This is a genomic window from Methylobacterium sp. C33D (genome assembly GCF_053345825.1).
This window is the reverse complement of sequence record NZ_JBKFAV010000008.1, coordinates 1-24,358: the sequence shown is the minus strand read 5'-3', so window position 1 is coordinate 24,358 and position 24,358 is coordinate 1. Positions and strand designations below refer to the sequence as shown.

Annotated in this window: 29 protein-coding genes; 18 read left to right on the top strand and 11 right to left on the bottom strand. The window is 71.4% G+C overall.

Features of this window, described 5'->3' with window-relative positions:
* Positions 1–6 precede the first annotated feature (6 nt).
* Together ACLBXO_RS07850 and ACLBXO_RS07845 are read right to left on the bottom strand one after the other, a co-directional pair.
* Positions 7–1,089, bottom strand: coding sequence for a Ppx/GppA phosphatase family protein (locus tag ACLBXO_RS07850; RefSeq protein WP_447685040.1), 1,083 nt, complete (start codon positions 1,087–1,089; stop codon positions 7–9).
* A gap of 110 nt (positions 1,090–1,199) precedes the next feature.
* Positions 1,200–1,673, bottom strand: a complete 474-nt coding sequence (locus tag ACLBXO_RS07845; RefSeq protein WP_012317168.1) for a response regulator — start codon at positions 1,671–1,673, stop codon at positions 1,200–1,202.
* A gap of 314 nt (positions 1,674–1,987) precedes the next feature.
* Here ACLBXO_RS07845 and ACLBXO_RS07840 point away from each other — a divergent pair, with 314 nt between their 5' ends.
* The 9 genes from ACLBXO_RS07840 (at position 1,988) to ACLBXO_RS07800 (ending at position 8,811) form a co-directional block, all read left to right on the top strand.
* Positions 1,988–2,758 (top strand): cold-shock protein, encoded by a 771-nt coding sequence (locus ACLBXO_RS07840; protein ID WP_447685039.1) that lies wholly within the window; start codon positions 1,988–1,990, stop codon positions 2,756–2,758.
* Positions 2,759–2,856: 98 nt separating this feature from the next.
* The gene (locus ACLBXO_RS07835; RefSeq protein WP_447685038.1) at positions 2,857–3,123 is read left to right on the top strand and encodes a hypothetical protein; all 267 of its coding nucleotides are present in this window, start codon (positions 2,857–2,859) and stop codon (positions 3,121–3,123) included.
* A 162-nt stretch (positions 3,124–3,285) separates the two neighbouring features.
* Complete coding sequence (locus ACLBXO_RS07830) at positions 3,286–3,597, top strand: iron transporter (RefSeq protein WP_447685037.1); 312 nt, start codon at positions 3,286–3,288, stop codon at positions 3,595–3,597.
* Between the two features lie 26 nt (positions 3,598–3,623).
* Entirely contained in the window at positions 3,624–5,117 is a 1,494-nt protein-coding gene (locus ACLBXO_RS07825) for a PepSY-associated TM helix domain-containing protein (RefSeq protein ID WP_447685130.1), read from the top strand.
* Complete coding sequence (locus ACLBXO_RS07820; RefSeq protein ID WP_447685036.1) at positions 5,114–5,461, top strand: DUF3325 domain-containing protein; 348 nt, start codon at positions 5,114–5,116, stop codon at positions 5,459–5,461. Before ACLBXO_RS07825 ends, ACLBXO_RS07820 begins: the two co-directional genes overlap by 4 nt.
* Positions 5,462–5,756: 295 nt before the next feature.
* Positions 5,757–7,280, top strand: coding sequence for an aldehyde dehydrogenase (adh, locus tag ACLBXO_RS07815; RefSeq protein ID WP_331312472.1), 1,524 nt, complete (start codon positions 5,757–5,759; stop codon positions 7,278–7,280).
* A 212-nt stretch (positions 7,281–7,492) separates the two neighbouring features.
* Positions 7,493–7,918 (top strand): DUF779 domain-containing protein, encoded by a 426-nt coding sequence (locus ACLBXO_RS07810; protein ID WP_331312471.1) that lies wholly within the window; start codon positions 7,493–7,495, stop codon positions 7,916–7,918.
* A 42-nt stretch (positions 7,919–7,960) separates the two neighbouring features.
* Positions 7,961–8,374, top strand: a complete 414-nt coding sequence (locus tag ACLBXO_RS07805) for a carboxymuconolactone decarboxylase family protein (RefSeq protein WP_447685035.1) — start codon at positions 7,961–7,963, stop codon at positions 8,372–8,374.
* A complete protein-coding gene (locus ACLBXO_RS07800) occupies positions 8,371–8,811 on the top strand; it encodes a cupin domain-containing protein (RefSeq protein WP_331312469.1) in 441 nt (146 codons plus the stop codon). The genes ACLBXO_RS07805 and ACLBXO_RS07800 overlap by 4 nt, the downstream gene beginning before the upstream one ends.
* Before the next feature lie 4 nt (positions 8,812–8,815).
* Here ACLBXO_RS07800 and ACLBXO_RS07795 read toward each other — a convergent pair whose 3' ends face one another.
* The 6 genes from ACLBXO_RS07795 to gap form a co-directional block, all read right to left on the bottom strand.
* On the bottom strand, positions 8,816–9,883 hold the full coding sequence (locus ACLBXO_RS07795; RefSeq protein ID WP_447685034.1) for a tetratricopeptide repeat protein: 1,068 nt from the start codon (positions 9,881–9,883) through the stop codon (positions 8,816–8,818).
* Complete coding sequence (locus tag ACLBXO_RS07790) at positions 9,880–10,524, bottom strand: thiamine phosphate synthase (protein WP_447685033.1); 645 nt, start codon at positions 10,522–10,524, stop codon at positions 9,880–9,882. Before ACLBXO_RS07790 ends, ACLBXO_RS07795 begins: the two co-directional genes overlap by 4 nt.
* Before the next feature lie 20 nt (positions 10,525–10,544).
* The gene (gene fba / locus ACLBXO_RS07785) at positions 10,545–11,615 is read right to left on the bottom strand and encodes a class II fructose-bisphosphate aldolase (RefSeq protein ID WP_331312465.1); all 1,071 of its coding nucleotides are present in this window, start codon (positions 11,613–11,615) and stop codon (positions 10,545–10,547) included.
* Between the two features lie 442 nt (positions 11,616–12,057).
* Complete coding sequence (locus ACLBXO_RS07780) at positions 12,058–13,260, bottom strand: phosphoglycerate kinase (RefSeq protein ID WP_331312464.1); 1,203 nt, start codon at positions 13,258–13,260, stop codon at positions 12,058–12,060.
* 35 nt (positions 13,261–13,295) lie between these two features.
* A complete protein-coding gene (locus ACLBXO_RS07775; protein ID WP_447685032.1) occupies positions 13,296–13,790 on the bottom strand; it encodes a hypothetical protein in 495 nt (164 codons plus the stop codon).
* An 89-nt stretch (positions 13,791–13,879) separates the two neighbouring features.
* Positions 13,880–14,884: a type I glyceraldehyde-3-phosphate dehydrogenase gene (gap, locus tag ACLBXO_RS07770; RefSeq protein ID WP_012317185.1), complete on the bottom strand. Its 1,005-nt coding sequence runs from the start codon at positions 14,882–14,884 to the stop codon at positions 13,880–13,882.
* Positions 14,885–15,335: 451 nt separating this feature from the next.
* Between gap and ACLBXO_RS07765 the strand changes: the two genes are divergently transcribed.
* Positions 15,336–15,620, top strand: a complete 285-nt coding sequence (locus tag ACLBXO_RS07765; protein WP_331312462.1) for a DUF4164 family protein — start codon at positions 15,336–15,338, stop codon at positions 15,618–15,620.
* A gap of 42 nt (positions 15,621–15,662) precedes the next feature.
* Complete coding sequence (locus ACLBXO_RS07760) at positions 15,663–16,034, top strand: cell division protein ZapA (RefSeq protein ID WP_331312461.1); 372 nt, start codon at positions 15,663–15,665, stop codon at positions 16,032–16,034.
* A 56-nt stretch (positions 16,035–16,090) separates the two neighbouring features.
* Here ACLBXO_RS07760 and ACLBXO_RS07755 read toward each other — a convergent pair whose 3' ends face one another.
* The 3 genes from ACLBXO_RS07755 to madL all read right to left on the bottom strand — a co-directional run bounded on the left by ACLBXO_RS07755 (position 16,091) and on the right by madL (position 18,122).
* Positions 16,091–16,759, bottom strand: a complete 669-nt coding sequence (locus ACLBXO_RS07755; RefSeq protein WP_020091534.1) for a GntR family transcriptional regulator — start codon at positions 16,757–16,759, stop codon at positions 16,091–16,093.
* A 122-nt stretch (positions 16,760–16,881) separates the two neighbouring features.
* On the bottom strand, positions 16,882–17,658 hold the full coding sequence (gene madM / locus ACLBXO_RS07750; protein WP_447685031.1) for a malonate transporter subunit MadM: 777 nt from the start codon (positions 17,656–17,658) through the stop codon (positions 16,882–16,884).
* Positions 17,659–17,663: 5 nt separating this feature from the next.
* The gene (gene madL / locus ACLBXO_RS07745) at positions 17,664–18,122 is read right to left on the bottom strand and encodes a malonate transporter subunit MadL (protein WP_447685030.1); all 459 of its coding nucleotides are present in this window, start codon (positions 18,120–18,122) and stop codon (positions 17,664–17,666) included.
* A gap of 227 nt (positions 18,123–18,349) precedes the next feature.
* Between madL and mdcA the strand changes: the two genes are divergently transcribed.
* The 7 genes from mdcA to ACLBXO_RS07710 form a co-directional block, all read left to right on the top strand.
* Complete coding sequence (gene mdcA / locus ACLBXO_RS07740) at positions 18,350–19,996, top strand: malonate decarboxylase subunit alpha (RefSeq protein WP_447685029.1); 1,647 nt, start codon at positions 18,350–18,352, stop codon at positions 19,994–19,996.
* A gap of 39 nt (positions 19,997–20,035) precedes the next feature.
* Positions 20,036–20,344: a malonate decarboxylase acyl carrier protein gene (gene mdcC, locus ACLBXO_RS07735; RefSeq protein WP_331312455.1), complete on the top strand. Its 309-nt coding sequence runs from the start codon at positions 20,036–20,038 to the stop codon at positions 20,342–20,344.
* A 2-nt stretch (positions 20,345–20,346) separates the two neighbouring features.
* Positions 20,347–21,279, top strand: a complete 933-nt coding sequence (locus ACLBXO_RS07730; RefSeq protein WP_447685028.1) for a biotin-independent malonate decarboxylase subunit beta — start codon at positions 20,347–20,349, stop codon at positions 21,277–21,279.
* Positions 21,266–21,982: a biotin-independent malonate decarboxylase subunit gamma gene (mdcE, locus tag ACLBXO_RS07725; RefSeq protein ID WP_331312452.1), complete on the top strand. Its 717-nt coding sequence runs from the start codon at positions 21,266–21,268 to the stop codon at positions 21,980–21,982. Before ACLBXO_RS07730 ends, mdcE begins: the two co-directional genes overlap by 14 nt.
* Entirely contained in the window at positions 21,975–22,634 is a 660-nt protein-coding gene (gene mdcG, locus ACLBXO_RS07720; RefSeq protein WP_447685027.1) for a malonate decarboxylase holo-[acyl-carrier-protein] synthase, read from the top strand. Before mdcE ends, mdcG begins: the two co-directional genes overlap by 8 nt.
* Positions 22,631–23,557 (top strand): acyltransferase domain-containing protein, encoded by a 927-nt coding sequence (locus ACLBXO_RS07715; protein WP_447685026.1) that lies wholly within the window; start codon positions 22,631–22,633, stop codon positions 23,555–23,557. Before mdcG ends, ACLBXO_RS07715 begins: the two co-directional genes overlap by 4 nt.
* Positions 23,558–23,733: 176 nt before the next feature.
* Positions 23,734–24,358 (top strand): GDP-mannose 4,6-dehydratase (locus tag ACLBXO_RS07710; protein WP_447685025.1); only part of this gene is annotated, 625 nt, incomplete at its 3' end.

The window sequence follows — 24,358 nt, the reverse complement described above, 5'->3', positions numbered from 1 at the left end:
CCGCCCTCATCGGACCGCCTTCCGGTTCCAGACCCCGTCCTCCCGCATCATGTTCATCAGCAATCCTTCGCGCAGGCCACGATCGGCGATGCGCAGGCGCTCCGAGGGGAACGCCCGGCGGATCGCCTCGAGGATCGCGCAGCCCGCGAGCACGAGATCGGCGCGGTCGCGGCCGATGCAGGGGTTGTCGGCGCGCTGCTCAAGGCGCGTGTCGAGCAGGTCGTCGATGGCGGTCGAGACCGCATCGTCGCTCATCCACAACCCGTCGACGCGCCGACGCTCGTAACGGGCGAGCCGCAGATGCATCGCCGCGATGGTCGTGACGGTCCCGGACGTGCCGAGCAGGTGGAAATGCGGCGCCGTCGCCGCGGGCGCGGCGCGGAGCGCGAAGGCCGAGAGCTTCTCGGCCACCTCCTCGACCATACCCTCGAACATGCGCCGGGTGACCTCGGCGCCGCCGTGGCGCTCGGCGAGCGTGACTACGCCGACCGGCAGCGAATCCCAGGCCCGGATCCGCAGCGTCGGGTCGGTCGACGGGTTGGCGGCCGCCCCGTCCAGCCACGCGATCTCGGTGGAGCCGCCGCCGATGTCGAAGATGATGACGGATTCGGCGAGCGGGTCCGCGAGCGCCGCGCAGCCGGTGACCGCGAGATAGGCCTCGGTCTGCCGGTCGACGATCTCCAGGTCGAGGCCGACGCCGCGGCGGACGCGCTCCACGAAGGCGGCGCCGTTCACCGCGAGGCGGCAGGCCTCCGTGGCGATGATCTTGGCGCGCTGCACGCCGCGGGCCTGCATCTTGGCCCGGCAGATCCGCAGGGCCTCCACGGTCCGCTCGATCGCCGCCTCGCTCAGGCGGTCGGACGTGCCGAGCCCCTCGCCGAGCCGCACGATCCGCGAGAACGCGTCGATCACGCGGAAGCCGCTGAAGGTCGGCTCCGCGACCAGCAGGCGGCAATTGTTGGTGCCGAGGTCGAGCGCCGCGTAGGCGGCGCGGCGACGCTCGCGGCCCGACACGGGGGCTTGCGTCTGAAGCGGCACCGCGCCGGTCTGGATTCGGGACGGCGCGGCCGCGGCGGTCTCGTCCCTCATCGGCGCGGCCGTCGATCCTTCGGGTCGGCCTTGAGCAGCGCGCTCGGCCTTACTTGATCTGCGACCCTACAGGCTCAGCGGGGAACTGCAACGCCCGATCGCGGTCGCGGTCAGGCGACGGCCTTCATCGCGCTGGCCCGGCGCGGGATGGGGCGGAGGAGGCTCTTCACCTGCGAGTAGGGGCGGGGCCGGTTGATCACCTCGTCCAGGCGCGACCACAGGGTCTTGGGCGAGAACGGCTTCGCGATGATCTCGTTCACGCCGAGCGCCACGGCCCGGTCGACCACGTTCCGGCGGGGCTGGGCCAGCATCAGGATGATCGGGATCGTGGGGCAGGGGGAGGTGGTCGGCGTCCGCGCGAGCCGGATGAACTCCTCGCCGGACAGGATCGACAGGTCCCAGTCGATGATGCTGATGTCGGGCTTGCTCTCGGCGAGCACGCCCAGCGCCTCGGCCCCGTCCGGCGCCTCCAGCACGCGCTTGATGCCGACGCGCATCAGCATGTCACGGACGATTCGGCGGATGTAGAGACTCTCGTCGACCACAAGAGCGGAGAGATCGGGGAAAGTCGGTGTCGCGATCATGGCCGGCCGGTTCTGCGGGGCGCGGGGGGCAGTCTAGCCGGACAGCCTTTGCGTTTCGCTAACGCCTTCCCTCGAATGAGAAAGGCCCACCCGGGAGACGGGGACGGACTCCGTTGTTTGCCGCAAGAAAGTAACGAAACGGGCGCCTCTGGGCCAAGAAGGTCCTTGCGGTCAAGGCCCGATTGCGTCAGGACTGGGGCGTTATTCTTGGTTACCGCGACCTGGGGTAATGATAGTGCGGGGCGTGGGCTGTCTGGGATGGCGCGCACGCGGTATTCGAGACAAGGGCGGCGGACGGTTTTTGCGAGCTTTCTATGGGACGTGGTCGTGATTTCAGAGGGCCGCAGAAGCGCGGCTTCGACGAGAGTGGCGAGCCGAGATGGCCTGATCAGGCTCCCCCCAGCGGCGGATACGGCGGCGGCGGTTTCGGCGGTGGCGGCGGTGGTTTCGGCGGGGGCGGTTTCGACCGCGGCCCGTCGCGTGGCGCGGCTCCGGTCGCGTCCGGACCGGAGCGCGATGCGACGGTCAAGTGGTTCAACAAGGAGAAGGGCTTCGGCTTCGTCGAACTCGGCGACGGTTCGGGCGATGCCTTCCTCCACATCCGCGCTGTCGAGGCGGCCGGCCACGACGATCTGATGCCGGGCACCCGGCTGACGGTCACGACGGCCCAGGGTCAGAAGGGCCCGCAGGTCACGAGCGTCACCAGCGTCGACACCTCCACGGCCGAGGCGCCCGCGCCCCGGCGTGAGTTCCGTCCGCGCACCGGCGGCTTCGGTGCCGGCGGCGGCTACGGCGACCGCGATCGCGGTGGTTACGGCGGTGGCGGCTACGGCGGCGGCGGTGGCGGCGGTGGCCGTTTCGCCAGCGGCCCGTCGGTCGAGATGAGCGGCACCGTGAAGTGGTACGATCCCGCCAAGGGCTTCGGCTTCGTCTCGGTCAACGACGGCGGCAAGGACGTGTTCGTGCACCGCTCCGCGCTGTCGCGCGCCGGTCTCGACTCGCTCGCCGAGGGTCAGCAGGTCACGCTCGGCGTGGTCGAGGGCCAGAAGGGCCGCGAGGCACAGAGCATCAACGTCGAGGATTGAGGATCACGCGGCGGTCTCTCTCCCGCCGCGATCCGCGCGAAGACTGCGAGGCGGCGGCCCCCTCCGGGGCCGCCGCCTTCCTCTTTCGGGGACGATCCATGCGCCGCCTCGCTCTGTCCACGGCTCTGATATTGCTCGCGGGGGGAGCCCGGGCCGAGGACTTCACGGGCTTCTACGCGGGGATCAACGCGGGCTACGGCTGGGGACACGCGCGCGACGGCCGGATCGCCGGCCCGGCATCCGGGTCCGCCGCGGCCTCGGCCAAGCCGGACCCGTGGGCCGATCTGCCGCCGAGCGCGCGGAACGCGGCCGTCGCGATCCGCAAGTCCGGTCGGGACGCGGCGTCGGGACTCGCCGGCCCCTGATTCGGATCGGGCGAGCGCGGGGCAGGACCTCCGGTTGCGCCCCCATGCTTGGTCCTAAACACCTCGTTTCACACTGGAATCGTTCCGGAACATAGGCGTTGCGCCGCAGCTTCGGCCGCTGCTAGGTCGCGCCATGGGCTCACGGGAACGAGAGGTGGCGCCATGAGCGCCCGTGCCATGCCGACGCTGATCGACCGCGTCGCGATCGCCGGCCGGGTGCTGCTCGCGGCCCTCGGCGGTTACGCGGTCGCCGCCCTGGCGAGCGCGCTCCTGGCGCTGCTCCTCCCCCTCCCGCGGGCCGAGGCGGTCTCCGCCGGCACGCTCGCGAGCTTCGCCATCATGGCGGGCGCGGTGATCTGGGTCTTCGCGGCCCGCACGCTCGGCCGGGCGACGCTGGGCCTCGGCCTGACGGCGCTCCTGCTGACCGGCGCCCTGTGGCTCGCCGGCGCCTTCGCGCACGGGCCGGCCGCGTGAGCGCGGGGCGGAGCTTCCGCCAGGCGATGGCGTGGCTGCACACGTGGTCCGGCCTCGTGGTCGGCTGGGTGCTGTTCGCGATCTTCGTCACCGGCACCGCCAGCTACTACCGCACCGACATCTCGGACTGGATGCGGCCGGAACTGTCCGCGACAGCCCCCGATCCCGCCGCAGCGGCGACGCGGGCCGGCGCCTTCCTGCGCAGGACCATGCCGGACGCGGCCGGCTGGTCGATCAAGCTGCCGAACGCCGAGACTTCGGCCGTCGAGGTCTACTGGTGGCAGAACTTCAGCGGGCCGTTCCACCACGCGCTCCTCGATCCCGCGACCGGCGAGCCGGCCCGCGTCCGCGACACGCGCGGCGGCGACTTCCTGTACCGCTTCCACTTCGAGCTGAGCCTGCCGCCGATCTGGGGCCGCTGGATCGTGTCGGCCTGCGCCATGGTCCTGCTGATCGCGCTGATCTCCGGGATCGTGACGCACCGGCGGATCTTCGCCGATTTCTTCACCTTCCGGCGCGACCGCTCGGCGCAGCGCGGCTGGCTCGACGCCCACAACGTGGTCGGCGTGCTGGCGCTCCCCTTCCACCTGATGATCGTCTACACGGGCCTCGTCACCCTGTCGGCGACGCTGATGCCCTGGGGCATGAAGGCCGTCTACGGCGACGACATGCTGCGCTACTATGCCGAAGCCGGCCTCGCGACGCCGGGTGCGGCCCCGGTTGGCCGCCCCGGCACGCCGCTGCCGCTCGGCGACATCGTCGCCCGCGCCGCGGCGGCCGGCGGCGAGGTGCCGGAGGTGGTGCTGGTCACCCAGCCCGGCGATGCGGGCGCCACCGTGACGGCGTATTTCGAGGAGCCGCGCGGGCTCGCACACCTGCACCCGCAGATCGCCTACGCGGCCGATACCGGCGCGGAGATCGCCCGTGTGGGCGAGGCCGGCGCGGCGACCCGGACCGGTGCCGTGATGGCGGGGCTGCACGAGGCGCACTTCGCCAGCGCGCCCCTGCGCCTCCTGTTCTTCCTCTGCGGCCTGATGGGCGCCGCCACGGTCGCGAGCGGCCTCGTGCTGTGGACGGTGGCGCGGGCGCCGAAGGGCGCGGATCCCGAGGGCTTCGGCCTGCGCCTGGTGCGACTCCTCAACCTCGGCACCATCGCGGGTCTGCCGGTGGGCCTCGCCGCGTATTTCCTGGCGAACCGGTTGCTGCCCGACGGGATCGGGGACCGGGCGGACTGGGAGGTGCGCGCGTTCCTCGCCGCCTGGGTCGCCGCTGCGCTCGCCGGGTCCCTGTATCCGCGGCGGCGGGCTTGGTCACTGGCCCTGGCCGTGCCGGCCTGCGCGTTCCTCGCGATCCCGCTGGTGGACGCGGCCCTGGTCGGTCAGGAACGCTTCCTCGCCTTCGACGCGGCCATGGCGGCCGTGGGCGTGACGCTGGGCATCGGATGCCGGCTCGCGGCACGGCGGACCCTCCCGGCGGCGCGCCCGGCCAAGGCCAGCCTGTCACGGACGGTCGAAGCATGACACCCGCCGCGCTGATGCTCAGCCTCCTCCTGAGCTTCTCGGGCTTCGCGGCCCTCGCCCTCAGCCTCGACCGGCATCACCGGGCCGCCTACCGCGTCGGCGTGCCGAAGGGGCGGGTCGGCAGCCTGCGGATCGCGGGGTGGTGCGGGCTCGGCCTCTCGTTCGCCGCGGCCGTCGCGGCGGCGGGTTGGAATTTCGGCCCGGTTCAGTGGGTCGGATCGCTGACGGGCTCGGCCCTGGCCGTGGTCGCGATCATCGCCTATCGGCCGACCTGGCTGCGGAGCGCGGCCCTGGCGGCTCTGCCGCTCGCGGCGGCGGCCGTCCCGCTCGTCCTCCTCGGTTGAGCCGCGGCGCCGTCGCCGGACGCGGTGATTCGTTGGGCGGCGGGACGCCCCGGTCGGCGCCGCCCGGTCGCGGTCCGGACCGGGAATTTATGCCCGCTCGCGATGACGCCAGGAAGCGCGTAGGATCGGCGCACTCGCGCACTGGCCAAAAGTCCACCTTGATTCGGCAGGCCAAAAGCCATTGGCTGCGAACAGAGCGGAAGCGGATGCGGCCCGGACGATCGGTCGCCCCAGCGCCAGCTTAAGCCCAAGAGCCGCGGTTCGCGAGGCCGGGGCCTACGGAGGGAACATAGCGATGAACAAGCCGGAATTCCTCGGCGACTCGAAGGTCAAGTCGCCCTTCTCGGCCCGCTACGACAACTTCATCGGCGGCCAGTGGGTCGCCCCCGCGGCCGGCCGCTATTTCGAGAACACCTCCCCGATCACCGGGAAGGTGGTGTGCGAGGTCGCCCGCTCCGACGCCCAGGACGTGGAGAAGGCCCTCGACGCCGCCCACGCCGCCCGGGAGGCCTGGGGCCAGACGGCGCCGGCTGAGCGCGCCCGCATCCTGCTCAAGATGGCCGACCGGATGGAGGAGAACCTCGATCTGCTCGCGCTGGCCGAGACCTGGGACAACGGCAAGCCGATCCGCGAGACGACCCACGCCGACATCCCGCTCGCCATCGATCATTTCCGCTACTTCGCCGGCTGCGTGCGGGCGCAGGAGGGGTCGATCTCCGAGATCGACCACGACACGGTCGCCTATCACTTCCACGAACCGCTGGGCGTCGTCGGCCAGATCATCCCGTGGAACTTCCCGATCCTCATGGCGGTGTGGAAGCTCGCCCCGGCGCTCGCCGCCGGCAACTGCGTGGTCCTGAAGCCGGCCGAGCAGACCCCGGCCTCCGTGCTGGTGCTGGCGGAGATCATCGGTGACCTGCTGCCGCCGGGCGTGCTGAACATCGTCAACGGCTTCGGCCTCGAGGCCGGCAAGCCGCTCGCCTCGTCGCCGCGGATCGCCAAGATCGCCTTCACGGGTGAGACGACCACCGGCCGCCTCATCATGCAGTACGCGTCGCAGAACCTGATCCCGGTCACGCTGGAACTCGGCGGCAAGTCGCCGAACATCTTCTTCGCCGACGTGGCGAACGAGGACGACGACTTCTTCGACAAGGCCCTCGAGGGCTTCACGATGTTCGCCCTCAACCAGGGTGAGGTCTGCACCTGCCCGAGCCGCGCGCTCGTGCACGAGTCGATCTACGACCGGTTCATGGAGCGCGCGGTGAAGCGCGTCGAGGCGATCACCCAGGGCTCGCCGCTCGATCCGGCCACGATGATCGGTGCCCAGGCCTCGGGCGAGCAGATGGAGAAGATCCTCTCCTACATCGATATCGGCCGGCAGGAGGGCGCGCAGCTGCTCACGGGCGGCGAGCGCAACGTCAAGGACGGCGAGTTCGCCGAAGGCTTCTACGTGAAGCCGACGGTGTTCCGCGGCCACAACAAGATGCGCATCTTCCAGGAGGAGATCTTCGGGCCGGTCCTGTCGGTCACGACCTTCAAGGACGACGCCGAGGCGCTCTCCATCGCCAACGACACGCTCTACGGCCTCGGCGCCGGCGTCTGGACCCGCGACGGCACCCGTGCGTACCGCTTCGGCCGCGCGATCCAGGCCGGGCGGGTCTGGACGAACTGCTACCACGCCTATCCGGCCCACGCGGCCTTCGGCGGCTACAAGCAGTCCGGCATCGGCCGCGAGACCCACAAGATGATGCTCGATCACTACCAGCAGACCAAGAACATGCTGGTCAGCTACTCGGCCAAGAAGCTCGGGTTCTTCTGAGTTTCTTCCCGGGTTAACCCCCCGAGACAACTTCAGCCCCGGCCGAGAGGCCGGGGCTTTTTCGATCCCGGACGCCCGGTCCGTCGGGCGGTGATCCCCGCCCTCCGGCGACGCGACGCGCGACGCGACCGTTCGGCGCCCGCATCCGGCGGGCCGCGCAGTGGAAACCGGCCGAGACCACCGCATATTCAGGCATCGACAGGGAGGACGGCATGAGTTCGGACCAGGTTATCGACGCCAACGTCGCCGAGCAGGCCGGCGTCGACGGGACACCCCTCCGGGTCACCGCGACCCCGGTGGCGCTCGCCCTGATCGAAGAGCTGCGGAGTGAGTACGGCCCGGTCATGTTCCACCAGTCGGGCGGCTGCTGCGACGGCTCCTCGCCCATGTGCTACCCGGTGGGCGACTTCCTGGTGAGCGACGGCGACGTGAATCTCGGCACGGTGGGGGGCGCGGACTTCTTCATCAGCCGCTCGCAGTTCGAGGTCTGGAAGCACACGCACCTGATCCTCGACGTAGTGCCGGGCCGCGGCGGCATGTTCTCCCTGGAGAACGGGCGGGAGAAGCGCTTCCACATCCGCTCGCGCCTGTTCTCCGAGGCGGAGAACCGGGCGCTCGAGGAGGCGTGCAAGCTCTGAGGTCGGGGTCAGCGGGGAGGGGGCTGTGGTGAGGGAGCTGTCGTGGCGACCGTGAAACTCTGGTCCGACGCCGAGGCCGAGGCAGACCCGCGCGTCCGCGCGGTCTTCGCCGACATCCGGGCGACCCGCGGGTCCGACGTCGTCAACAATTTCTGGCGCGGCCTCGCCAACGATCCGGCGCTGCTTGAGCGGACGTGGTCCACCCTGAAGATTGTCATGGGGCCCGGGACCCTCGATCCCCTGACCAAGGAACTGGTCTACATCGCGGTGTCGATCGCCAATGGCTGCCCGTACTGCATCCACTCCCACACCGCGGCCGCCCGGGCCAAGGGCTTGACGGAGGCCCAGCACGGCGAGTTCCTGGCGGTGGTCGGGATGGCCAACCAGACCAACGCGCTGGTCAACGGCCTGCAGATCCCCGTCGATCCCGCCTTCAGAGTGGAGGAAGGTCCATGAGTTCCGCGTCCGGCACGGAGAAGCAGGGGTTCCGGGTGGTGCACGAGAGTGCGCCGTTCCGCGGCAAGCAGGGGCACATCTACCGTCCGGCGATCTCGGCCGAGGCCGTGGGTTCGCGGGCGCTGCACATGCAGCTCCTCGAGATCCCGCCCGGTGAGCGGGCTCACGCCCACAAGCACGAACATCACGAGACGGCGATCTACGTGCTGTCGGGCGTGTCGGGCTGCTTCTGGGGCGAGCGGCTCGAGAACCACGCGATCGCGGGCGCCGGCGAATTCGTCTACATCGCCGCCGACGTGCCGCACCTGCCCTACAACCGCAGCCAGACGGAGACGGTGACGGCCGTGATCGCCCGGACGGACCCGAACGAGCAGGAGAGCGTCGTCCTGTTGCCTCATCTCGAGGCCGGCGTCGACTGGTCCAAGGCCGAGGCCTAGCGGCTCAGCGCTGCTCGATCCGCTCGTTGGCGAGACGCTCCGCCCGGGTGCGCTCGTCGGCCGACAGCCCGGAGAGGGTCTGGTCCAGCCACGCGTCGGACAGACCCTGGCCGGCGGCGGCCAGATTCCAGGCCGCCGCCTCCACGGGATTCTTGGCGACGCCGCGGCCCACCGCGTAGAGCCGCGCGACGCGGTTCTGCGCGATGGCGTTGCCGCGCGAGGCCGCGTGCAGGAAGTACCGGGCGGCGGCCCGCTCGTCCTTGGTGACGCCGGTGCCGTTGAAGAGCAGGATCGCGTACTCGACCTCGCTCGCGAGATCGCCGTTGTCGGCGCCGCGCCGGAACAGCTCCGCGGCCTTCGACGGATCCTTCGGCACGCCGCGCCCCTGCAGGTAGAGCACGCCCAGGTCGTGCTGGGCCGGGCCGATCTCGGCATCGGACGCCTTGCGGAACTGCGCGGCGGCCGCCGCCTCGTCGGCCGTGGCGCCGGTGCCGATCAGGATCAGGCCGAGATTGTAGGCCGCGGTCGGCGAGCCGTGGGCCGTGGCCTGCTCGAGCCAGCGCCGCCCGGCCTTCGGGTCCTTCGGCATCCCGCGACCGTCGAGGGCCATCAGTCCCAGGGAGGCCATGGCAGACGCGTCGTTCTGCGCGGCCGCCAAGCGATACCAGTCGGCGGCCTTGACCGGGTCCTGCTTCACGCCGAGACCCTGGTTGTACAGCTCGCCGAGCAGCGTCATGGCGGCGGCATCCTTGGGATTCGCCTCGATGCGCTTCGTCGCCTCGCGGAAGGCGGTGACGTACTGGCCCTTCTGATAGGCGCCGTAGGCGAAATCCGGAGGCTGGCCGCCCGCCGGCGGCACGGCGCCGCGCGAGTAGTTCGGCGTGTAGGGGCTCGGCAATTCCGGCATCGTCGTCTTGCCGGTCGTCGTCTTGCCGGTCTGCGCCGCAGGGCCGATCGAGCCGGGCGTCGCGGTCCGGGCCGGATCGGCCGGTCCCGAAGCCGCATAGGACGGCAACGCCAGCAGCGCGGCGCCGACGAAGACCGCCAGACGACGGGCGTCGCGGCCCCTCACGCCTGGGACTCCCGGACGGCGCGCTGGGCCAGCTCGACCGCCCCCGGATCCCGCAGCCAGAGGCCGCTCTCCAGGCCGACGAACTCGGCACCCGTCGCGGCGAGAGGCGCAATCTCGTCGGCGGCAGCCGCCACCGCGATGCACGGCGTCTCGAAGATCTCGGCCCACCACGCGGCGCGGGCCCGCACGGTCTCCGCCTCGGGCGCGACGCCGTCCGGGTACAGGCCACCGAACATCAGGTAATCGATTCCGGCCTCGCCGGCCTCCATCGCGCCGTGCTTGGTCTCCAGGCCGCCCGCGCCGAGGATGCGCCCGTCCCGGAGCCGGCCGCGCAGATCCTTCAGGTCACGCGGCTTGTCGACGTGGATACCGTCGGCCCCGCCGCGGATCGCCACCGCGGCGAGGTCGCCGGTGAAGCCCGGGCAGGCGACGACCAGGGCCGCGCCGCGCTCCTGCACGGTCGGAGCGACCGATTTGACGCGGGCCGTCAGCCCGCGCTCGTCGGTAGCGGCGAGCCTCAGGATCACGGCGGCGATGTCGCCGGCTTCGCAGGCGGTCTTCAGAGCCGTCACGAAATCCGCGATGCCGTCCGCGTCGAGACCGTGCGGTCCGAGCAGGGCGAGCCTAGGACTGTTGCTCATCGGAGCCGATAATCCCCGCCCTACTGCGGGCCGATCTTTGGGTCGAGCGCGCCGCTGGCGTAGCGCTTGGCCATCTCGGCAACCGAGATCGGGCGGATCTTCGCGCCCTTGCCGGCCGTGTTGAACTCCTCGAAGCGCTGCTTGCAGAGCTTTGTCATCGCTTCCATGGCGGGCTTCAGGTACTTGCGCGGGTCGAATTCGGAGGGGTTCTCGGTGAGAACCTTCCGGATCTGACCGGTCATCGCCATGCGGTTGTCGGTGTCGATGTTGATCTTGCGCACGCCGTGCTTGATGCCGCGCTGGATCTCCTCGACCGGGACGCCCCAGGTCGGCTTCATCTGGCCGCCGTACTGGTTGATGATGTCCTGCAGATCCTGCGGCACCGACGAGGAGCCGTGCATGACGAGGTGGGTCGTCGGCAGGCGGCGGTGGATCTCCTCGATCACGTTCATCGCCAGCACCTCGCCGTCGGGCTTGCGGGTGAACTTGTAGGCGCCGTGGCTCGTGCCCATGGCGACCGCCAGCGCGTCCACCTTGGTGGCCTCGACGAACTTCACCGCCTCGTCCGGGTCGGTCAGGAGCTGGTCGTGGCTCAGGGTGCCCTCGGCGCCGTGGCCGTCCTCCGCCTCGCCCTGGCCGCTCTCGAGCGAGCCGAGCACGCCCAACTCGCCCTCGACCGAGACGCCGGCCCAGTGGGCCATCTTGGTGACGTTGCGGGTGATTTCGACGTTGTAGTTGTAGTCGGCCGGGGTCTTGCCGTCGGCCTTCAGCGAGCCGTCCATCATCACCGAGGTGAAGCCGTACTGGATGGCGGTGGCGCAGGTGGCTTCGTTGTTGCCGTGGTCGAGATGCATGCAGACCGGGATGTGCGGGTAGATCTCGACGAGGCCGTCGATCAGCTTGGCCAGCACGACGTCGTTGGCGTAGGCGCGGGCGCCGCGGCTCGCCTGGAGGATCACCGGCGAGTCGGTGGCATCGGCGGCCGCCATGATGGCGAGCCCCTGCTCCATGTTGTTCAGGTTGAAGGCGGGCACGCCGTACTCGTACTCAGCGGCGTGATCGAGGAGCTGCCGGAGGGTGATGCGTGCCATCGTGCGTGTCTTCCCGTTTCCCGTTTCGTCGTCCGCCCGATCGCCGGAACCGCCGTCAGGCGCTCAGCTGAGCTGTGTCGTGTGGCTCTGCCGAGTGCCTCGCTTTCGGTCAATCTCCGACGCGGCGCAGGGCATTCTTTCGGCGGATGACCTGCACCCGCTCCGGCGCTCCGGGGCCGCGACGCGGTCCTCGACCGCGCTGACGCGCCCGCCGAATCCGCCCGTCATGGCCGGCATCAACAGCGTGCGGGCCGCATTCCGGTGACCCGCGCGCGGGCCGCGATCCGGGCGGTCGGTCCGAGCCTGGAGCCTGTCGAAGCGCGTCAGGATCTCGAAGGTCGCGTTCAGCACGGCGTCACCCATCGACTCGGCCCCGCGGCTGATGCGGGCCGGCCCCCTAGATAGGGCCTTGTCGGAGGGGGAGGAGAGCAAGGCGGCCGTCTCAGCCCTTCGCCCGCAGAGCCTCGACGCCCGGAAGGGCCTTGCCTTCCAGCCATTCGAGGAACGCGCCGCCGGCGGTCGAGACGTAGGTGAAGTCCCGCGCCACGCCGGCATGGTTGAGCGCGGCCACCGTGTCGCCGCCGCCCGCCACGGAGACGAGCTGGCCGGCCTTCGTCCGCGCGGCCGCGTGCGCGGCGGCGGCCACGGTCGCGGCGTCGAACGGGGTGAGCTCGAAGGCGCCCAGCGGACCGTTCCAGACCAGGGTCTTGGCGCCGTCGATGGCGGCGTTGATCTCCGCGACCGACCGCGGACCGGCATCGAGGATCATGCTCGTGTCCGGTACGGCATCGACCGGCACGGTCTCGTGGGGGGCCTGCGCCTTGAACTCGGTGGCGGCGACCGCGTCGACCGGCAGGATGATCCGGCAGCCGGCCTTCTCGGCCGCCGCGAGGATGCGCGTGGCGGTCTCGGCGAGATCCTTCTCGCAGAGAGACTTGCCCACGGCCTTGCCCTGCGCGTGCAGGAACGTGTTGGCCATGCCGCCGCCGATCACCAGCATGTCGACCTTGGCGACGAGATTCTCGAGGAGATCGATCTTGGAGGAGACCTTGGCGCCGCCGACCAGCGCGATCACCGGGCGCTGGGGCGATTCCAGGCCCTTGGTCAGCGCGTCGAGTTCGGCCTGCATCTCGCGTCCGGCATAGGCCGGTAGCCGGTGCGCCAGACCCTCGGTCGAGGCGTGGGCGCGGTGCGCCGCCGAGAAGGCCTCGTTGACGTACACGTCGCCGTTCGCCGCCAGGGCGTCCGCGAAGGCCGCGTCGTTCTTCTCCTCGCCGGCGTGGTAGCGGGTATTCTCGAGGAGGAGGACGTCGCCGTCCTTCAGGGACGCCACCGCCTGCGCGGCCGCGTCGCCGACGCAGTCCGCCGCGAACGCGACGCTGCGCCCCAGAGCGGCGCTCAGCGCCGGAACCACCGGCTCCAGCGAGTCCTTCGGCTCGCGCTTGCCCTTCGGCCGGCCGAAATGGGCCAGAAGGATCACCTTGGCGCCCTGCTCGGAAACCTCGCGGATCGTCGGCGCGACGCGCTCGATGCGGGTCGCGTCGGTCACCCGCCCGTTCTCCATGGGCACGTTCAGGTCGACGCGCATGAGGACCCGCTTGCCCTTGAGGGAGCCGGCGTCGTCGAGGGTGCGGAAGGCGCTCATGCGGTCTGGTGCGGTCCTGTGCGAGGCGAGGGCGATTACTGCGCGGTCGTGCCGATGGTGGCCCGCTGCGGCAGCAGGCGGTCGAGGTTGAGCCGCTGGACGGCGACCATCAGGACCACGGTCAAGATGGCGGTGATCACGGCGGTGAGGACGAGGGCGCCGGTCCCGGGCAGGCGCCGGGTGCGCTCGGCGAGGCCGCGCATCTCCGTGCGGAGCGCCGCGAGGTCGGACTGGCGCGCGGATTCGTTCATCCGGTTCGCGGCGTTCTCGACCTTGTCCTCGACCCGGGACAGCAGCGCCTCGGAACGGGCGTACTTGTCCTCGATGCGCGAGCACTTGTCCTCGATGCGGGCGAGCTGATCGAAGAGCTGGTTCGCCGGGAGCGCGTGGGACGGGACCGCGGACGAGGCAGGTGCGGCCGTCGCTACGGGAGGTGGTGCGGTCGGGGTGGTGGGCGGCGGCGAAGCCGGTCTGGGGGCGGGCGGCACGGCAGCCAGCCCGCTCGACGTGCCCTGCGAAGCGTCGGTCATCCCTGGAGAGTCCCTGGTTCGAAGAAAGGCCGTCCGAAGAGAGGTGCGGTCGCCGGCCTCTCAGGAGGCGGCGACCGCTGCAGTCCGGCTCAGATGAGCTTGGCCATCGCCACGGCCGTGTCGGCCATGCGGTTCGAGAAGCCCCACTCGTTGTCGTACCAGGTCAGGATGCGGACCAGCACGCCGTCCATGACCTTGGTCTGGTCGAGGTGGAAGGTCGACGAGTGCGGATCGTGGTTGAAGTCGATCGAGACGTTCGGCCGGTCGGTGACGCCGAGAACGCCCTTGAGCGGACCGGAGGCGGCGGCCTTGATCGCGTCGTTGATCTCCTGGACCGTGGTCGCGCGCTTGGCCGTGAACACGAGATCCACCGCCGAGACGTTCGGGGTCGGCACGCGGATCGCGGTGCCGTCGAGCTTGCCCTTGAGCTCCGGGAGCACGAGGCCGACGGCCTTGGCGGCGCCGGTCGAGGTCGGGATCATCGAGAGCGCCGCGGCGCGGGCCCGGTAGAGATCCTTGTGCATCTGGTCCAGCGAGGGCTGGTCGTTCGTGTAGGAGTGGATCGTGGTCATGAAGCCGCGCTCGATGCCCACGGCCTCGTCCAGGACCTTCGCCACCGGGGCGAGGCAGTTCGTGGTGCAGGAGGCGTTCGACACGACGTGGTGCTCGCCCGTGAGCTTGTCGTGATTGACGCCGTAGACCACCGTCAGGTCGGCGCCGTCGGCCGGGGCCGAGACGAGGACGCGCTTGGCGCCGGCGTCGAGATGGGCCTTCGCCTTGTCCTTCGAGGTGAAGATGCCGGTGCATTCCAGCGCGATGTCGACGCCGAGGTCGCGGTGCGGCAGCTCGGCCGGGTTGCGCACGGCCGTGACCTTGATGCGCTTGCCGTTCACCACCAGGAACTCGCCGTCCACGGCGACCTCGCCTGGGAAGCGGCCGTGCACCGAGTCGTAGCGGAGCAGGTGGGCGTTGGTCTCCACCGGGCCGAGATCGTTGATCGCCACGACCTCGATGTCGCTGCGGCCGGCTTCCGCGATCGCGCGCAGGACGTTGCGGCCGATGCGCCCGAACCCGTTGATGGCAACCTTCGTCACGGCGTGACTCCTTCCTGATGCGGCTCGCCGCGCGCCGGACCTCAGGGGGCGGTCCGCGGAGCGGTCTCGGCGGCCCGCCATACCGTCCGGGCCGGGCCGGGCGCGATCTGGGCGGGCGGGTTTGAACCTGCGATGAACCGGACCGGGAGAGGCCGGGCTTCGACGCCCGTGACCGTCGGATCGGACGGTGCTGGCTGAGGCCTCGGACCTGTCGCGGACCGGCCCTCCGGCATGTCTCGCGCGGTCCCTCTCGGGATCGCGCGGCTGTCTAGCATGGAGCCTCGACCTGTCAAACGCGTGGCTGTGACAAAGACCTTCGATCCACCGACCAATAAACAGGGATCGCGACGATCCATTCGGTCCGCGACCCGATCGGGGATCGAACGCGTTTTCGCGCTGGAATTTCGCCTGCATTCGACGGAAAGCTTCGTGTCGGGGTAGACGAAGAACCATGGCCGACGAGACCGAGACCCGTTCCATCGACGATGCGCTCAGCCAGCTCGAAGCGGCGATCAACCGCCTCGACGCCGTCGTCCAGCACCGCCTCGAGACCGACGCGCAGCCCGACGACCGGGACGCGGAACTCGCCCTGCTGGACGAGGACCGGGCCCGGCTCGCCGCCGCCCTCGACGCGGCGAGCGCCCGCCTCGCCACGGTCGCGGCGACGACCGGGGAGGTCGGGCACCGGCTCGACCGGGCCATCGAGACCGTTCAGGATGTGCTGGGACGCGCCTGACCCTATCGCCCACGCCTGTCGGAGCGACCAGCGGAGCCATCCTTGCCGCAGATCAACGTGACCATCGACGGCCGCAGCTACCGCATGGCCTGCGGCGAGGGGGAGGAGGCGCATCTCACGGGCCTCGCCGCGACCCTCGACGGGCGCATCGCCGAGATGCGCGAGAGCTTCGGCGAGATCGGCGACATGCGCCTGCAGGTCATGGCGGCGCTGACCATCGCCGACGAGCTCGCCGAGCTGCGGTCGCGGATCGCGGCGCTGGAAGGTAGCGTCGCGGAGCTGCGCGCCGCCGCCGAGACCGCGGAACGGGGGCGGGCGGAGGATGCCGAGCGGGCAGCGTTCGGCATCGGTCGGGCGGCCCAGCACATCGGGCGGCTCGCCGACGCCCTCGGCGGTTCGGCGCCGCGGGCCTGAATCTCGGCGCGCGGACGCGCAGCGGCGCAGGGGCGCTCCGCCCGGCCCGCGCCGCCTCACTCGGTCTCGGCGATGTAGCGCCCCAGCGCCGCGGCGGCCCGGAGCATGTGGGCGCGCATGCGCCGGGCGGCCGTCTCGCCGTCCCCCTCGGCGATCGCCGACAGGATCTCGCCGTGCTCCTCCCGCGAGCGGCGGATCCGGTCGGCGTGGCGGAGCTGCGTGCGTCGGAACGCGGCCAGCCGCTCGCGGATCGCCAGGGCCTGCTCGGCCATGAAGCCGTTGTGCGTCGCCGTGTAGAGCGCCTCGTGGAAGGCCCGGTTGAACCGGTCGTAGGCGTCGACGTCGCCCGCCTCGACCGCCTTGGCGGATTCTTCGTGGAGCTCCATCAGCTCGCCGCGCTCGAGGGGCGTCATCCGGTAGGTGGCCAGCCGGGCGCACATCGCCTCGATCTCGGCGGTCGTCTCGAACATGTCGGCGATCCGCTGCGGCGTCAGGCGCGCCACCACCACGCCCCGCCGGGGCCGGATCTCGACGAGGCCGGAGGCCGCGAGCTGGCGCAGCGCCTCCCGGACGGGTGTGCGCGACGCGCCGTAGCGGTCGGCGAGATTCTGCTCGTCGAGGGCCGTCCCGGCCGCGATCGTCCCCGACGCGATCGCGTCGGTGAGCGCGTCGCGGATCCGGTCCGAGAGCAGACCGCTGTCGATCTTCTGGAAGTCCCCGTGCATCCGCCGTTCCTCGATCGTCCCGTGAGCGGCGCCTGCCAGTCCTCGGGATGACGATGCGAAGCCATACCCTAATCCGCGCGCGCGGATCCGCTTTTCGAGCGGGAGGCCGGAACGCCCCGGGGTCAGCCGACCAGGGCCCGCACCGTCAGGAACAGGATCGACGGTCCGACGAGGCAGCCGATGCCCGTGTGGAACGTCGCCGTCAGCGCGCCGTAGGGGACGAGCTTCGGATCGGTCGCCGCGAGGCCGCCCGCGACCCCGCTGACCGTGCCCATCAGACCGCCATACGCCATGGCCGAGCGCGGGTTGTCGAGGCCGATCAGCCGGGCCACCAGGGGCGTTCCGACCATCACCATGACCGCCTTGGTCACGCCGGTGGCGATGGACAGCGCCATCACGGTGGAATCCGCGCCGATCGCCGCGCCGGTGACGGGCCCGACGATGTAGGTGATCGCCCCCGCGCCGATCGTCGTGATCGAGACCGCGTCGTGGTAGCCGAAGGCCACGGCGGTCAGGGTGCCGACGATGAACGGCAGGATCGTGCCCAGCGCGAGGGCGAGGACGCCCAGCAGGCCCGCGCGCCGCGCCTCGATCACGTCCACCTCGAAGGCCGTGGCGACGATGGCGAAGTCGCGCAGCATCGCCCCGCCCATGAGGCCGATCCCGGCGAGCGCCGGGATGTCGGCGAGGCCCTTCTTCCCGCCGGTATAGAGGCCGCCGACATAGGCGAGCACCAGGCCCAGGACGATCGCGATCGCGGAGCCGTGGACGCGGCCGTTGGTCAGGTGCTTGGCGGCGAGGTTCGAGACCAGGATCAGCGCGCCGACCACCGCGAAGGCGGCCACGAGGCTCTGCTCGACGAAGACGTGCTCGATGCCGTGCCAGACGTCGTGTCCCATGGCGCTCACCCCTTCCTGGCGACGGGCGCGGCGGCCGGCGCCGCCGCTTCGGGCTCGGCGTCGCCGCCGATCACGGAGCCGCCATGCGCGACGGCGCCGCTACCGTGATCGCACCGGCCGATCCGGCTGAGCAGGGCGACGGCGCCGAAGCACAGGACCAGGGAACCGGTCGCCGCGATCAGCACGATCGGGCCGCCGCTCACGGCCGCGACGACGTTCTGCTGGGCCGCCATGGCGACGACGATCGGGATGTACATCCCCGCCCAGAATTCGACGCCGAACTGGACGCCCTTGGTCAGTCGGCCCCGGCGGGACAGCCACAGGCGCGCGACGATGAGCAGGATCATGGCGATGCCGACGCCGCCGACATTGGCCTTCACGCCGAGGGCGAGGCCGAGGAGGTCGCCGAGATACACGCCGATCAGCGTGCAGGCCGCGAGCAGCGCGACACCGAGGACGATCATCGGCGTTGCCCGTTCACCGGAGCGGCATTTCCGGCCGCATCCGACGACCGTGTGGACGCGTGCAACATGGCGCGTTCCCTTCCCGGATCGGCCTCGGGGGCCGTTGCTCAAAGTATGCAAGATATTGACAGGCGCGCAATCCCGTATACGAAACTGTGATTGAGACCGGTTTGAAAATACCAGACGGGTCGCTAGATGGGGCCCGGTCTACCGGTTGGAGCAGGCGGATGGGCGAGTGGCGCGGTGAGAGGCAGGCCCGCGACGCGCGGATCGCGGCGGGGCGCGCCCACGCGGACGGCAAGGTCGTGCCGGCCGGGGCCGTAGTCGACCTGCTGGAGGCGATCCTGCGGCCCGGCGACCGCGTCTGCCTCGAGGGCGACAACCAGAAGCAGGCCGACTGCCTCGCCCGCGGCCTGAGCGCCTGCGATCCCGGGAAGATCCACGATTTGCACATGGTCCAGTCGGGGATCGTGCTGCCCGAGCATCTCGACGTGTTCGAGACCGGGATCGCCAAGCGGCTCGACTACTCGTACTCCGGCCCGCAGGGTGCCCGCATCGCCAAGATGCTCTACGGCGGCCAGATCGCGCTCGGGGCGGTGCACACCTACCTGGAGCTGTTCGCCCGCTACTTCGTCGACCTGACGCCCAACGTGGCGCTGATCGCCGGCGTCTCAGCCGACCGGGACGGCAACCTGTATACCGGGCCGAACACCGAGGACACGCCGACTGTGGTGGAGGCGACCGCCTTCAAGAACGGCGTCGTGGTGGCGCAGGTCAACGAGATCGTCGACACCGTCCCGCGGGTCGACATCCCGGGCGACCGGATCGACTTCGTGGTCGAGGCCGACAAGCCCTTCTACGTGGAGCCGCTCTTCACCCGCGACCCGGCGGCGATGACCGAGACGCAGATCCTGATCGCCATGATGGCGATCAAGAGCATCTACGCCGAGTACGGCATCAAGCGGCTCAACCACGGCATCGGTTTCGGCACGGCGGCGATCGAGCTGCTGCTGCCGACCTACGGCGAGAAGCTCGGCCTCAAGGGCCAGATCGCCACCCACTGGGCGCTCAACCCGCACCCGACCCTCATCCCGGCGATCGAGTCCGGCTGGGTCAAGCAGGTCCACTGCTTCGGCTCCGAGGTCGGGATGGACCGCTACATCCGCGAGCGGCCCGACATCTTCTTCACCGGTGCCGACGGGAGCCTGCGCTCGAACCGGGCGATCTGCCAGACCGCCGGCCTCTACGCCTGCGACATGTTCATCGGCGCGACGCTGCAGATCGACCTGATGGGCCATTCCTCGACCATCACCCAGTCGCGGGTGGCGGGCTTCGGCGGCGCGCCCAACATGGGCTCGGACCCGCACGGTCGCCGCCACCCCTCCGACGCCTGGATGAAGGCCGGCCGCGAGGGCCAGATCGTCGGCGACCCGGCACTGATGCGCGGGCGCAAGCTCGTGGTGCAGCTGGTCGAGACCTTCGGCGACAAGCTGGTCCCGACCTTCGTGGAGAAGCTCGACGCCCTCGAGCTGGCGCGGAAGATCGGCCTCGAACTGGCGCCGGTGATGATCTACGCCGACGACGTCACGCACATCGTCACCGAGGAGGGCATCGCCAACCTGCTGCTCTGCCGGGACGCCGACGAGCGCGAGCAGGCGATCCGCGGCGTGGCCGGCTATACCGAGGTGGGGCGCGGCCGCGACCGGGCGAAGGTCGAGGACCTGCGCGCCCGGGGCGTCATCCGTCGCCCGGAGGATCTGGGCATCGAGCCGCTCGACGCCGACCGCGCGCTGCTCGCCGCGAAGTCGATCAAGGACCTCGTGCACTGGTCCGGCGGGCTCTACGAGCCTCCGGCCCGGTTCCGGAACTGGTGAGCGCGGCGCGATGACGAATCCGCTTTCGAGGAGCCGGCGATGGAATCCCTGACCTTCCGCCACGCCACCGCGAAGCCGCTCGCCGGCTCGGTGCCGAGCGCGATCACCGGCGTCGTCGCCTCCGGCAACCTGGAGATCCTGCTCGAGCGCGTCCTGCCGCCGGATGCCTGCGAGGTGGCCATCGAGACCCCGATCGCCGGCTACGGCGACGTCTGGGAGGCGGTGGTTGCCGATTTCGTCGCCCGGGCACAGCCGGGCGGAGTCCGCATCAGCATCAACGACGGCGGCGCCCGCCCCGACACCGTGTCGCTGCGCCTGCTCCAGGGTGCGCGGCTGATGGAGGCCTGACCATGGCTGGCGACCGCGCCGCCGCGCGCAACGATCCGGACGCCCTGAGCTGGTACGAGGCCAGCGCCCGCCAGCGCGTGCTCGCGCTGACCGATCCGGGCAGCTTCCGCGAGTTCCTGCCGCCGACCGAGCGGTGCATGAGCCCGCACCTGCCGCTCTTCGACCTGCCCCGCGCCTTCGACGACGGCATCGTCGTCGGGAGCGCGCGCCTCGACGGCGACCCGGTCCTGGTCGCCGCCCAGGAGGGCCGCTTCATGGGCGGTGCCTTCGGCGAGGTTCACGGCGGCAAGCTGGTCGGCCTGCTCCGCGCGGCCCTGGAGCTGAGGCCGAGGGCGGTCCTCATCCTGTTCGACACCGGCGGCGTCCGCCTGCAGGAAGCCAATGCCGGCGAGACGGCCATCGCCGAGACGATGCGGGCGATCGTCGACGCGCGCGCGGCCGGCATCCCGGTCGTCGGACTGATCGGCGGCCGGGCCGGCTGCTACGGCGGCGGCGGCCTCATCGCCGGCACCTGCTCGCGGCTGGCCGTGTCGGAGAGCGGGCGCATCTCGGTCTCCGGCCCCGAGGTGATCGAGACCAACAAGGGCGCAGAGGAGTTCGATTCCCGCGACCGCGCGCTGGTCTGGCGGACCATGGGTGGCAAGCACCGCCGCCTGATCGGAGGCGCCGACGCCTTCTGCGCCGACACGGTCGGGGCCTTCCGCGCGGCCGCCCGCGACCTCGTCGGCCGAGCGCCGGCCTTCGACCTATCGACCCTGGAGGCCGAGCAGGCGCGCCTCGAGGCCCGGATCGAGCGGTTCGGCGATTGCCGCGACGCCACAGAGGTCTGGGCACGCCTCGGCGTGAACGATCCCGACGCAGTGCCGGCTATGGACACGCCCGCCTTCGACGAGACCGTGGCCCGGAGCCCGGAGGCCGACCATGACGCTCGCTGAGATCCTCGCCTCCCTGTTCCCGCAGGGGCACGCGGTCGCGGTGCGCGACGGCCTCGTGACCGGCACCGGCCCGTTTGCGGACGGCCGGATGCACGTGGTCGGCGTCGACGGCGACACGCCGCTGGGCGTCGACGGGGCGCTGGCCCTGTCGCGCGCGGTGCTCGACGCCGTCCGGGCCGGCGACCGCGCGCCGATCCTCGTGGCGGTGGATTCCGACAGCCAGCGCATGAGCCGCCGCGACGAACTGCTTGGCCTCAACGAGTGCCTCGCGCATCTCGCCAAGGCGCTGCTCCTGGCGGACCGGGCAGGCCATCCGACGATCGGGCTGATCTACGGCCACTCCGCCGCCGGCGCCTTCATCGCCACGGCGCTCGCGACGCGCGTCCTCGCGGCCCTGCCCGGGGCGAATCCGAGCGTGATGGACCTGCCGTCCGTCGCGCGGGTGACCAAGCTGCCCCTCGACAGGCTGGAGGACATGGCGAAGTCGACGCCCGTCTTCGCGCCCGGCCTCGACAATATGGTGGCGACAGGCGCCGTCCACGTGGTTCTGGATCCGGACCGGCCTCTCGAGGCCCAGATCCGCGCGGTGATCGACACGATGCCGGCAGAGGATACCCGCGACCGGCTGGGCGCCGAGCGCGGCGGTCGTCCGGTCGCGCGCACCGTCGCCGCGGCCGTGGCCGACCAGGCCCGCCTTGGCTGAGCCGTTCCGACGCCACGACCTCGTCCGGGTCGATCCGGCGGCCTGGTCGGCGTGGCACGCGGACCGGCCCGATCTCGGCGCCCTCCCGCATCTGGAGGGCTGGGCCGCTGCGGGACGGCCGCTGATCGTCCGCCGCCGCGTCCCCGGGGAGACCGGCGACGCGGTGCCGCTCGGACTGCCGCTGCCGCCGGCGGACGGCAAGCGGCGGATCGGGCTCGCCCTTCCGGCATCGGCGCTGGCGCCCGCTCCGGTGGTGACTCTCGCCGAGGCCGCCACTTGCGCGCCGGCGGCCTGGGGCCTGAGCCTCGACGCCCTGACGGCGCTCGGCCGGCGGCACGGCCTCGCGCCGCGCCCCTTCGGCAGCCTGCTCTGGCAGTCGGTCACCGGCCTGACCTACCTGAGCGCCAGCTCCGACCTCGACCTGCTCTGGGCCTGCCCGCCACCGGTGCCGGTCGGACTGCTCGACGGCATCGCCGCCGTGGCGGAGACGGCGCCGATGGGCATCGACGGGGAGATCCTGCTGCCGGACGGCGCCGGCCTGCACTGGCGTGAGCTGCGCGACGCCCCTGAGAACGGGTCGGTGCTCGCCAAGGACCTGGACCGGCTGGCCCTGCGTCCGGTCGCGGGCCTGCGCGTCCCGGGTGCGGCGTGACCCTCGCGATCCTCCTCTCCGGCCAGGGTGGTCAGCACCCGGGGATGTTCGACCTCACGGCCGATCATCCGGCAGCCCAGGACGTGTTCGCCGCCGCCGGACCGCTCCTCGGCGGCGCGGACCCGCGCGACCTGGCCCGCGCGGGCGGCGACTCCCTGCACGCGAACCGAACCGGCCAGATCCTGTGCTGCGTCGCCGCGCTGGCGGGGTGGCGGGCGCTGGCGGAGGCAGTTCCGGACCGGTCGATCGTGGCCGGCTACAGCATCGGCGATCTCGCGGCCTGGGGCGTCGCCGGGCGCCTCGACTTCGCGGACGTGCTGGCCCTGGCGGCCCGGCGGGCGGAGGCCATGGACGCGGCGTCCGGCGCGGGGTTCGGGCTGGCGGGGATCCGCGGCCTTGGCCTCGCCGCCCTCGCGGATCTCGCGGGGCGCCACGCGTGTCACCTCGCCATCCGCAACGCTCCCGACAGCGGCGTGGTCGGCGGCGCGCGCGCGGCGCTGGAGGCGCTGTGCCGGGAGGCGACCGGCAAGGGCGCGCAGCGCGCGGTGGTCCTGCCGGTCCACACGCCGTCGCACACCCCGCTGCTGGACGCCGCGACGGCGGTCTTCCGGGGCGCGCTCGACGCGGTGCAGCCGCGCCGCCCCGGGCCGCGCGCGCCCCGGCTGGTCAGCGGGCTGGACGGCAGCACGGTGTTCCGGGACGCGGACGGTCGCGAGAAGCTGGCGCTCCAGATCTCGCGCACGATCGACTGGGCCGCCTGCCTGGAGGCGTGCCGCGAGTACGGCGCGGATCGCGTCCTCGAGCTCGGGCCGGGCCACGCCCTCGCCACCATGGCCCGGGCCGCGCTCCCGGCGGCGCGCGTCCACGCCGTCGAGGAATTCCGGACGCTCGGCGGCGTAACGGACTGGCTCGTGCGACCTTAGCCGCGCCGCGCCGGGGCCGCACGATCATCGCGCACGGCTGTCGAGCTGCGACGCTAGTCTGGCGAAGTGCCGGTCAGGCTCCGCTTGCTTGACACAATACTGATGTCGACACCTCGCCTTGACGCGCGGCCCGTTGCGGTCGTAGCAGCCGGGCATCTTCGGGACGGGACGGGTTCATGACGGCCAAGCGAGCGCTGATCACGGGAGTGACGGGCCAGGACGGCGCGTATCTGGCGCAGCTGCTCCTGCAGAAGGGCTACGCGGTCACCGGGATCGTGCGGCGCTCGAGCCACGCCGGCGTTTTCGATCACCGGTTGAAGTGGCTCGGCATCCTCGACGATGTCGAGCTGGTCGACGGCAACCTGCTCGACCTCTCGGCCCTGCTGCGCATCGTCCAGGCCGCCAAGCCGGACGAGATCTACAACCTCGCGGCCCAGTCGTTCGTGACCTCGTCCTGGCAGCAGCCGCTGCTGACCGGGCAGGTGACCGGCCTCGGCGCGGTGCACATGCTGGAATGCCTGCGCTCGGCGGCGCCCCAGGCGCGCTACTACCAGGCCTCGACCTCGGAGATGTTCGGCCTGATCCAGGAGGCCGAGCAGAGCGAGTCGACGCCGTTCTACCCGCGCTCGCCCTACGGCGTGGCCAAGCTGTACGCGCACTGGATGACGATCAACTACCGCGAGAGCTTCGGGCTGCACGCGTCGAACGGGATCCTGTTCAACCACGAGAGCCCGCTGCGCGGCGTCGAGTTCGTCACCCGCAAGGTGACCGACGCGGTGGCGCGGATCAAGCTCGGGAAGC

Excerpts from the sequence above, each read along its gene's own strand:
- ACLBXO_RS07850 (WP_447685040.1), bottom strand. The coding sequence starts at position 1,089 with ATGAGGGACGAGACCGCCGCGGCCGCGCCGTCCCGAATCCAGACCGGC.
- ACLBXO_RS07845 (WP_012317168.1), bottom strand. The coding sequence starts at position 1,673 with ATGATCGCGACACCGACTTTCCCCGATCTCTCCGCTCTTGTGGTCGAC.
- ACLBXO_RS07840 (WP_447685039.1), top strand. The coding sequence starts at position 1,988 with ATGGGACGTGGTCGTGATTTCAGAGGGCCGCAGAAGCGCGGCTTCGAC.
- ACLBXO_RS07835 (WP_447685038.1), top strand. The coding sequence starts at position 2,857 with ATGCGCCGCCTCGCTCTGTCCACGGCTCTGATATTGCTCGCGGGGGGA.
- ACLBXO_RS07830 (WP_447685037.1), top strand. The coding sequence starts at position 3,286 with ATGAGCGCCCGTGCCATGCCGACGCTGATCGACCGCGTCGCGATCGCC.
- ACLBXO_RS07825 (WP_447685130.1), top strand. The coding sequence starts at position 3,624 with ATGGCGTGGCTGCACACGTGGTCCGGCCTCGTGGTCGGCTGGGTGCTG.
- ACLBXO_RS07820 (WP_447685036.1), top strand. The coding sequence starts at position 5,114 with ATGACACCCGCCGCGCTGATGCTCAGCCTCCTCCTGAGCTTCTCGGGC.
- adh (WP_331312472.1), top strand. The coding sequence starts at position 5,757 with ATGAACAAGCCGGAATTCCTCGGCGACTCGAAGGTCAAGTCGCCCTTC.
- ACLBXO_RS07810 (WP_331312471.1), top strand. The coding sequence starts at position 7,493 with ATGAGTTCGGACCAGGTTATCGACGCCAACGTCGCCGAGCAGGCCGGC.
- ACLBXO_RS07800 (WP_331312469.1), top strand. The coding sequence starts at position 8,371 with ATGAGTTCCGCGTCCGGCACGGAGAAGCAGGGGTTCCGGGTGGTGCAC.
- ACLBXO_RS07790 (WP_447685033.1), bottom strand. The coding sequence starts at position 10,524 with ATGAGCAACAGTCCTAGGCTCGCCCTGCTCGGACCGCACGGTCTCGAC.
- fba (WP_331312465.1), bottom strand. The coding sequence starts at position 11,615 with ATGGCACGCATCACCCTCCGGCAGCTCCTCGATCACGCCGCTGAGTAC.
- ACLBXO_RS07780 (WP_331312464.1), bottom strand. The coding sequence starts at position 13,260 with ATGAGCGCCTTCCGCACCCTCGACGACGCCGGCTCCCTCAAGGGCAAG.
- ACLBXO_RS07775 (WP_447685032.1), bottom strand. The coding sequence starts at position 13,790 with ATGACCGACGCTTCGCAGGGCACGTCGAGCGGGCTGGCTGCCGTGCCG.
- ACLBXO_RS07765 (WP_331312462.1), top strand. The coding sequence starts at position 15,336 with ATGGCCGACGAGACCGAGACCCGTTCCATCGACGATGCGCTCAGCCAG.
- ACLBXO_RS07755 (WP_020091534.1), bottom strand. The coding sequence starts at position 16,759 with ATGCACGGGGACTTCCAGAAGATCGACAGCGGTCTGCTCTCGGACCGG.
- madM (WP_447685031.1), bottom strand. The coding sequence starts at position 17,658 with ATGGGACACGACGTCTGGCACGGCATCGAGCACGTCTTCGTCGAGCAG.
- madL (WP_447685030.1), bottom strand. The coding sequence starts at position 18,122 with ATGATCGTCCTCGGTGTCGCGCTGCTCGCGGCCTGCACGCTGATCGGC.
- mdcA (WP_447685029.1), top strand. The coding sequence starts at position 18,350 with ATGGGCGAGTGGCGCGGTGAGAGGCAGGCCCGCGACGCGCGGATCGCG.
- mdcC (WP_331312455.1), top strand. The coding sequence starts at position 20,036 with ATGGAATCCCTGACCTTCCGCCACGCCACCGCGAAGCCGCTCGCCGGC.
- ACLBXO_RS07730 (WP_447685028.1), top strand. The coding sequence starts at position 20,347 with ATGGCTGGCGACCGCGCCGCCGCGCGCAACGATCCGGACGCCCTGAGC.
- mdcE (WP_331312452.1), top strand. The coding sequence starts at position 21,266 with ATGACGCTCGCTGAGATCCTCGCCTCCCTGTTCCCGCAGGGGCACGCG.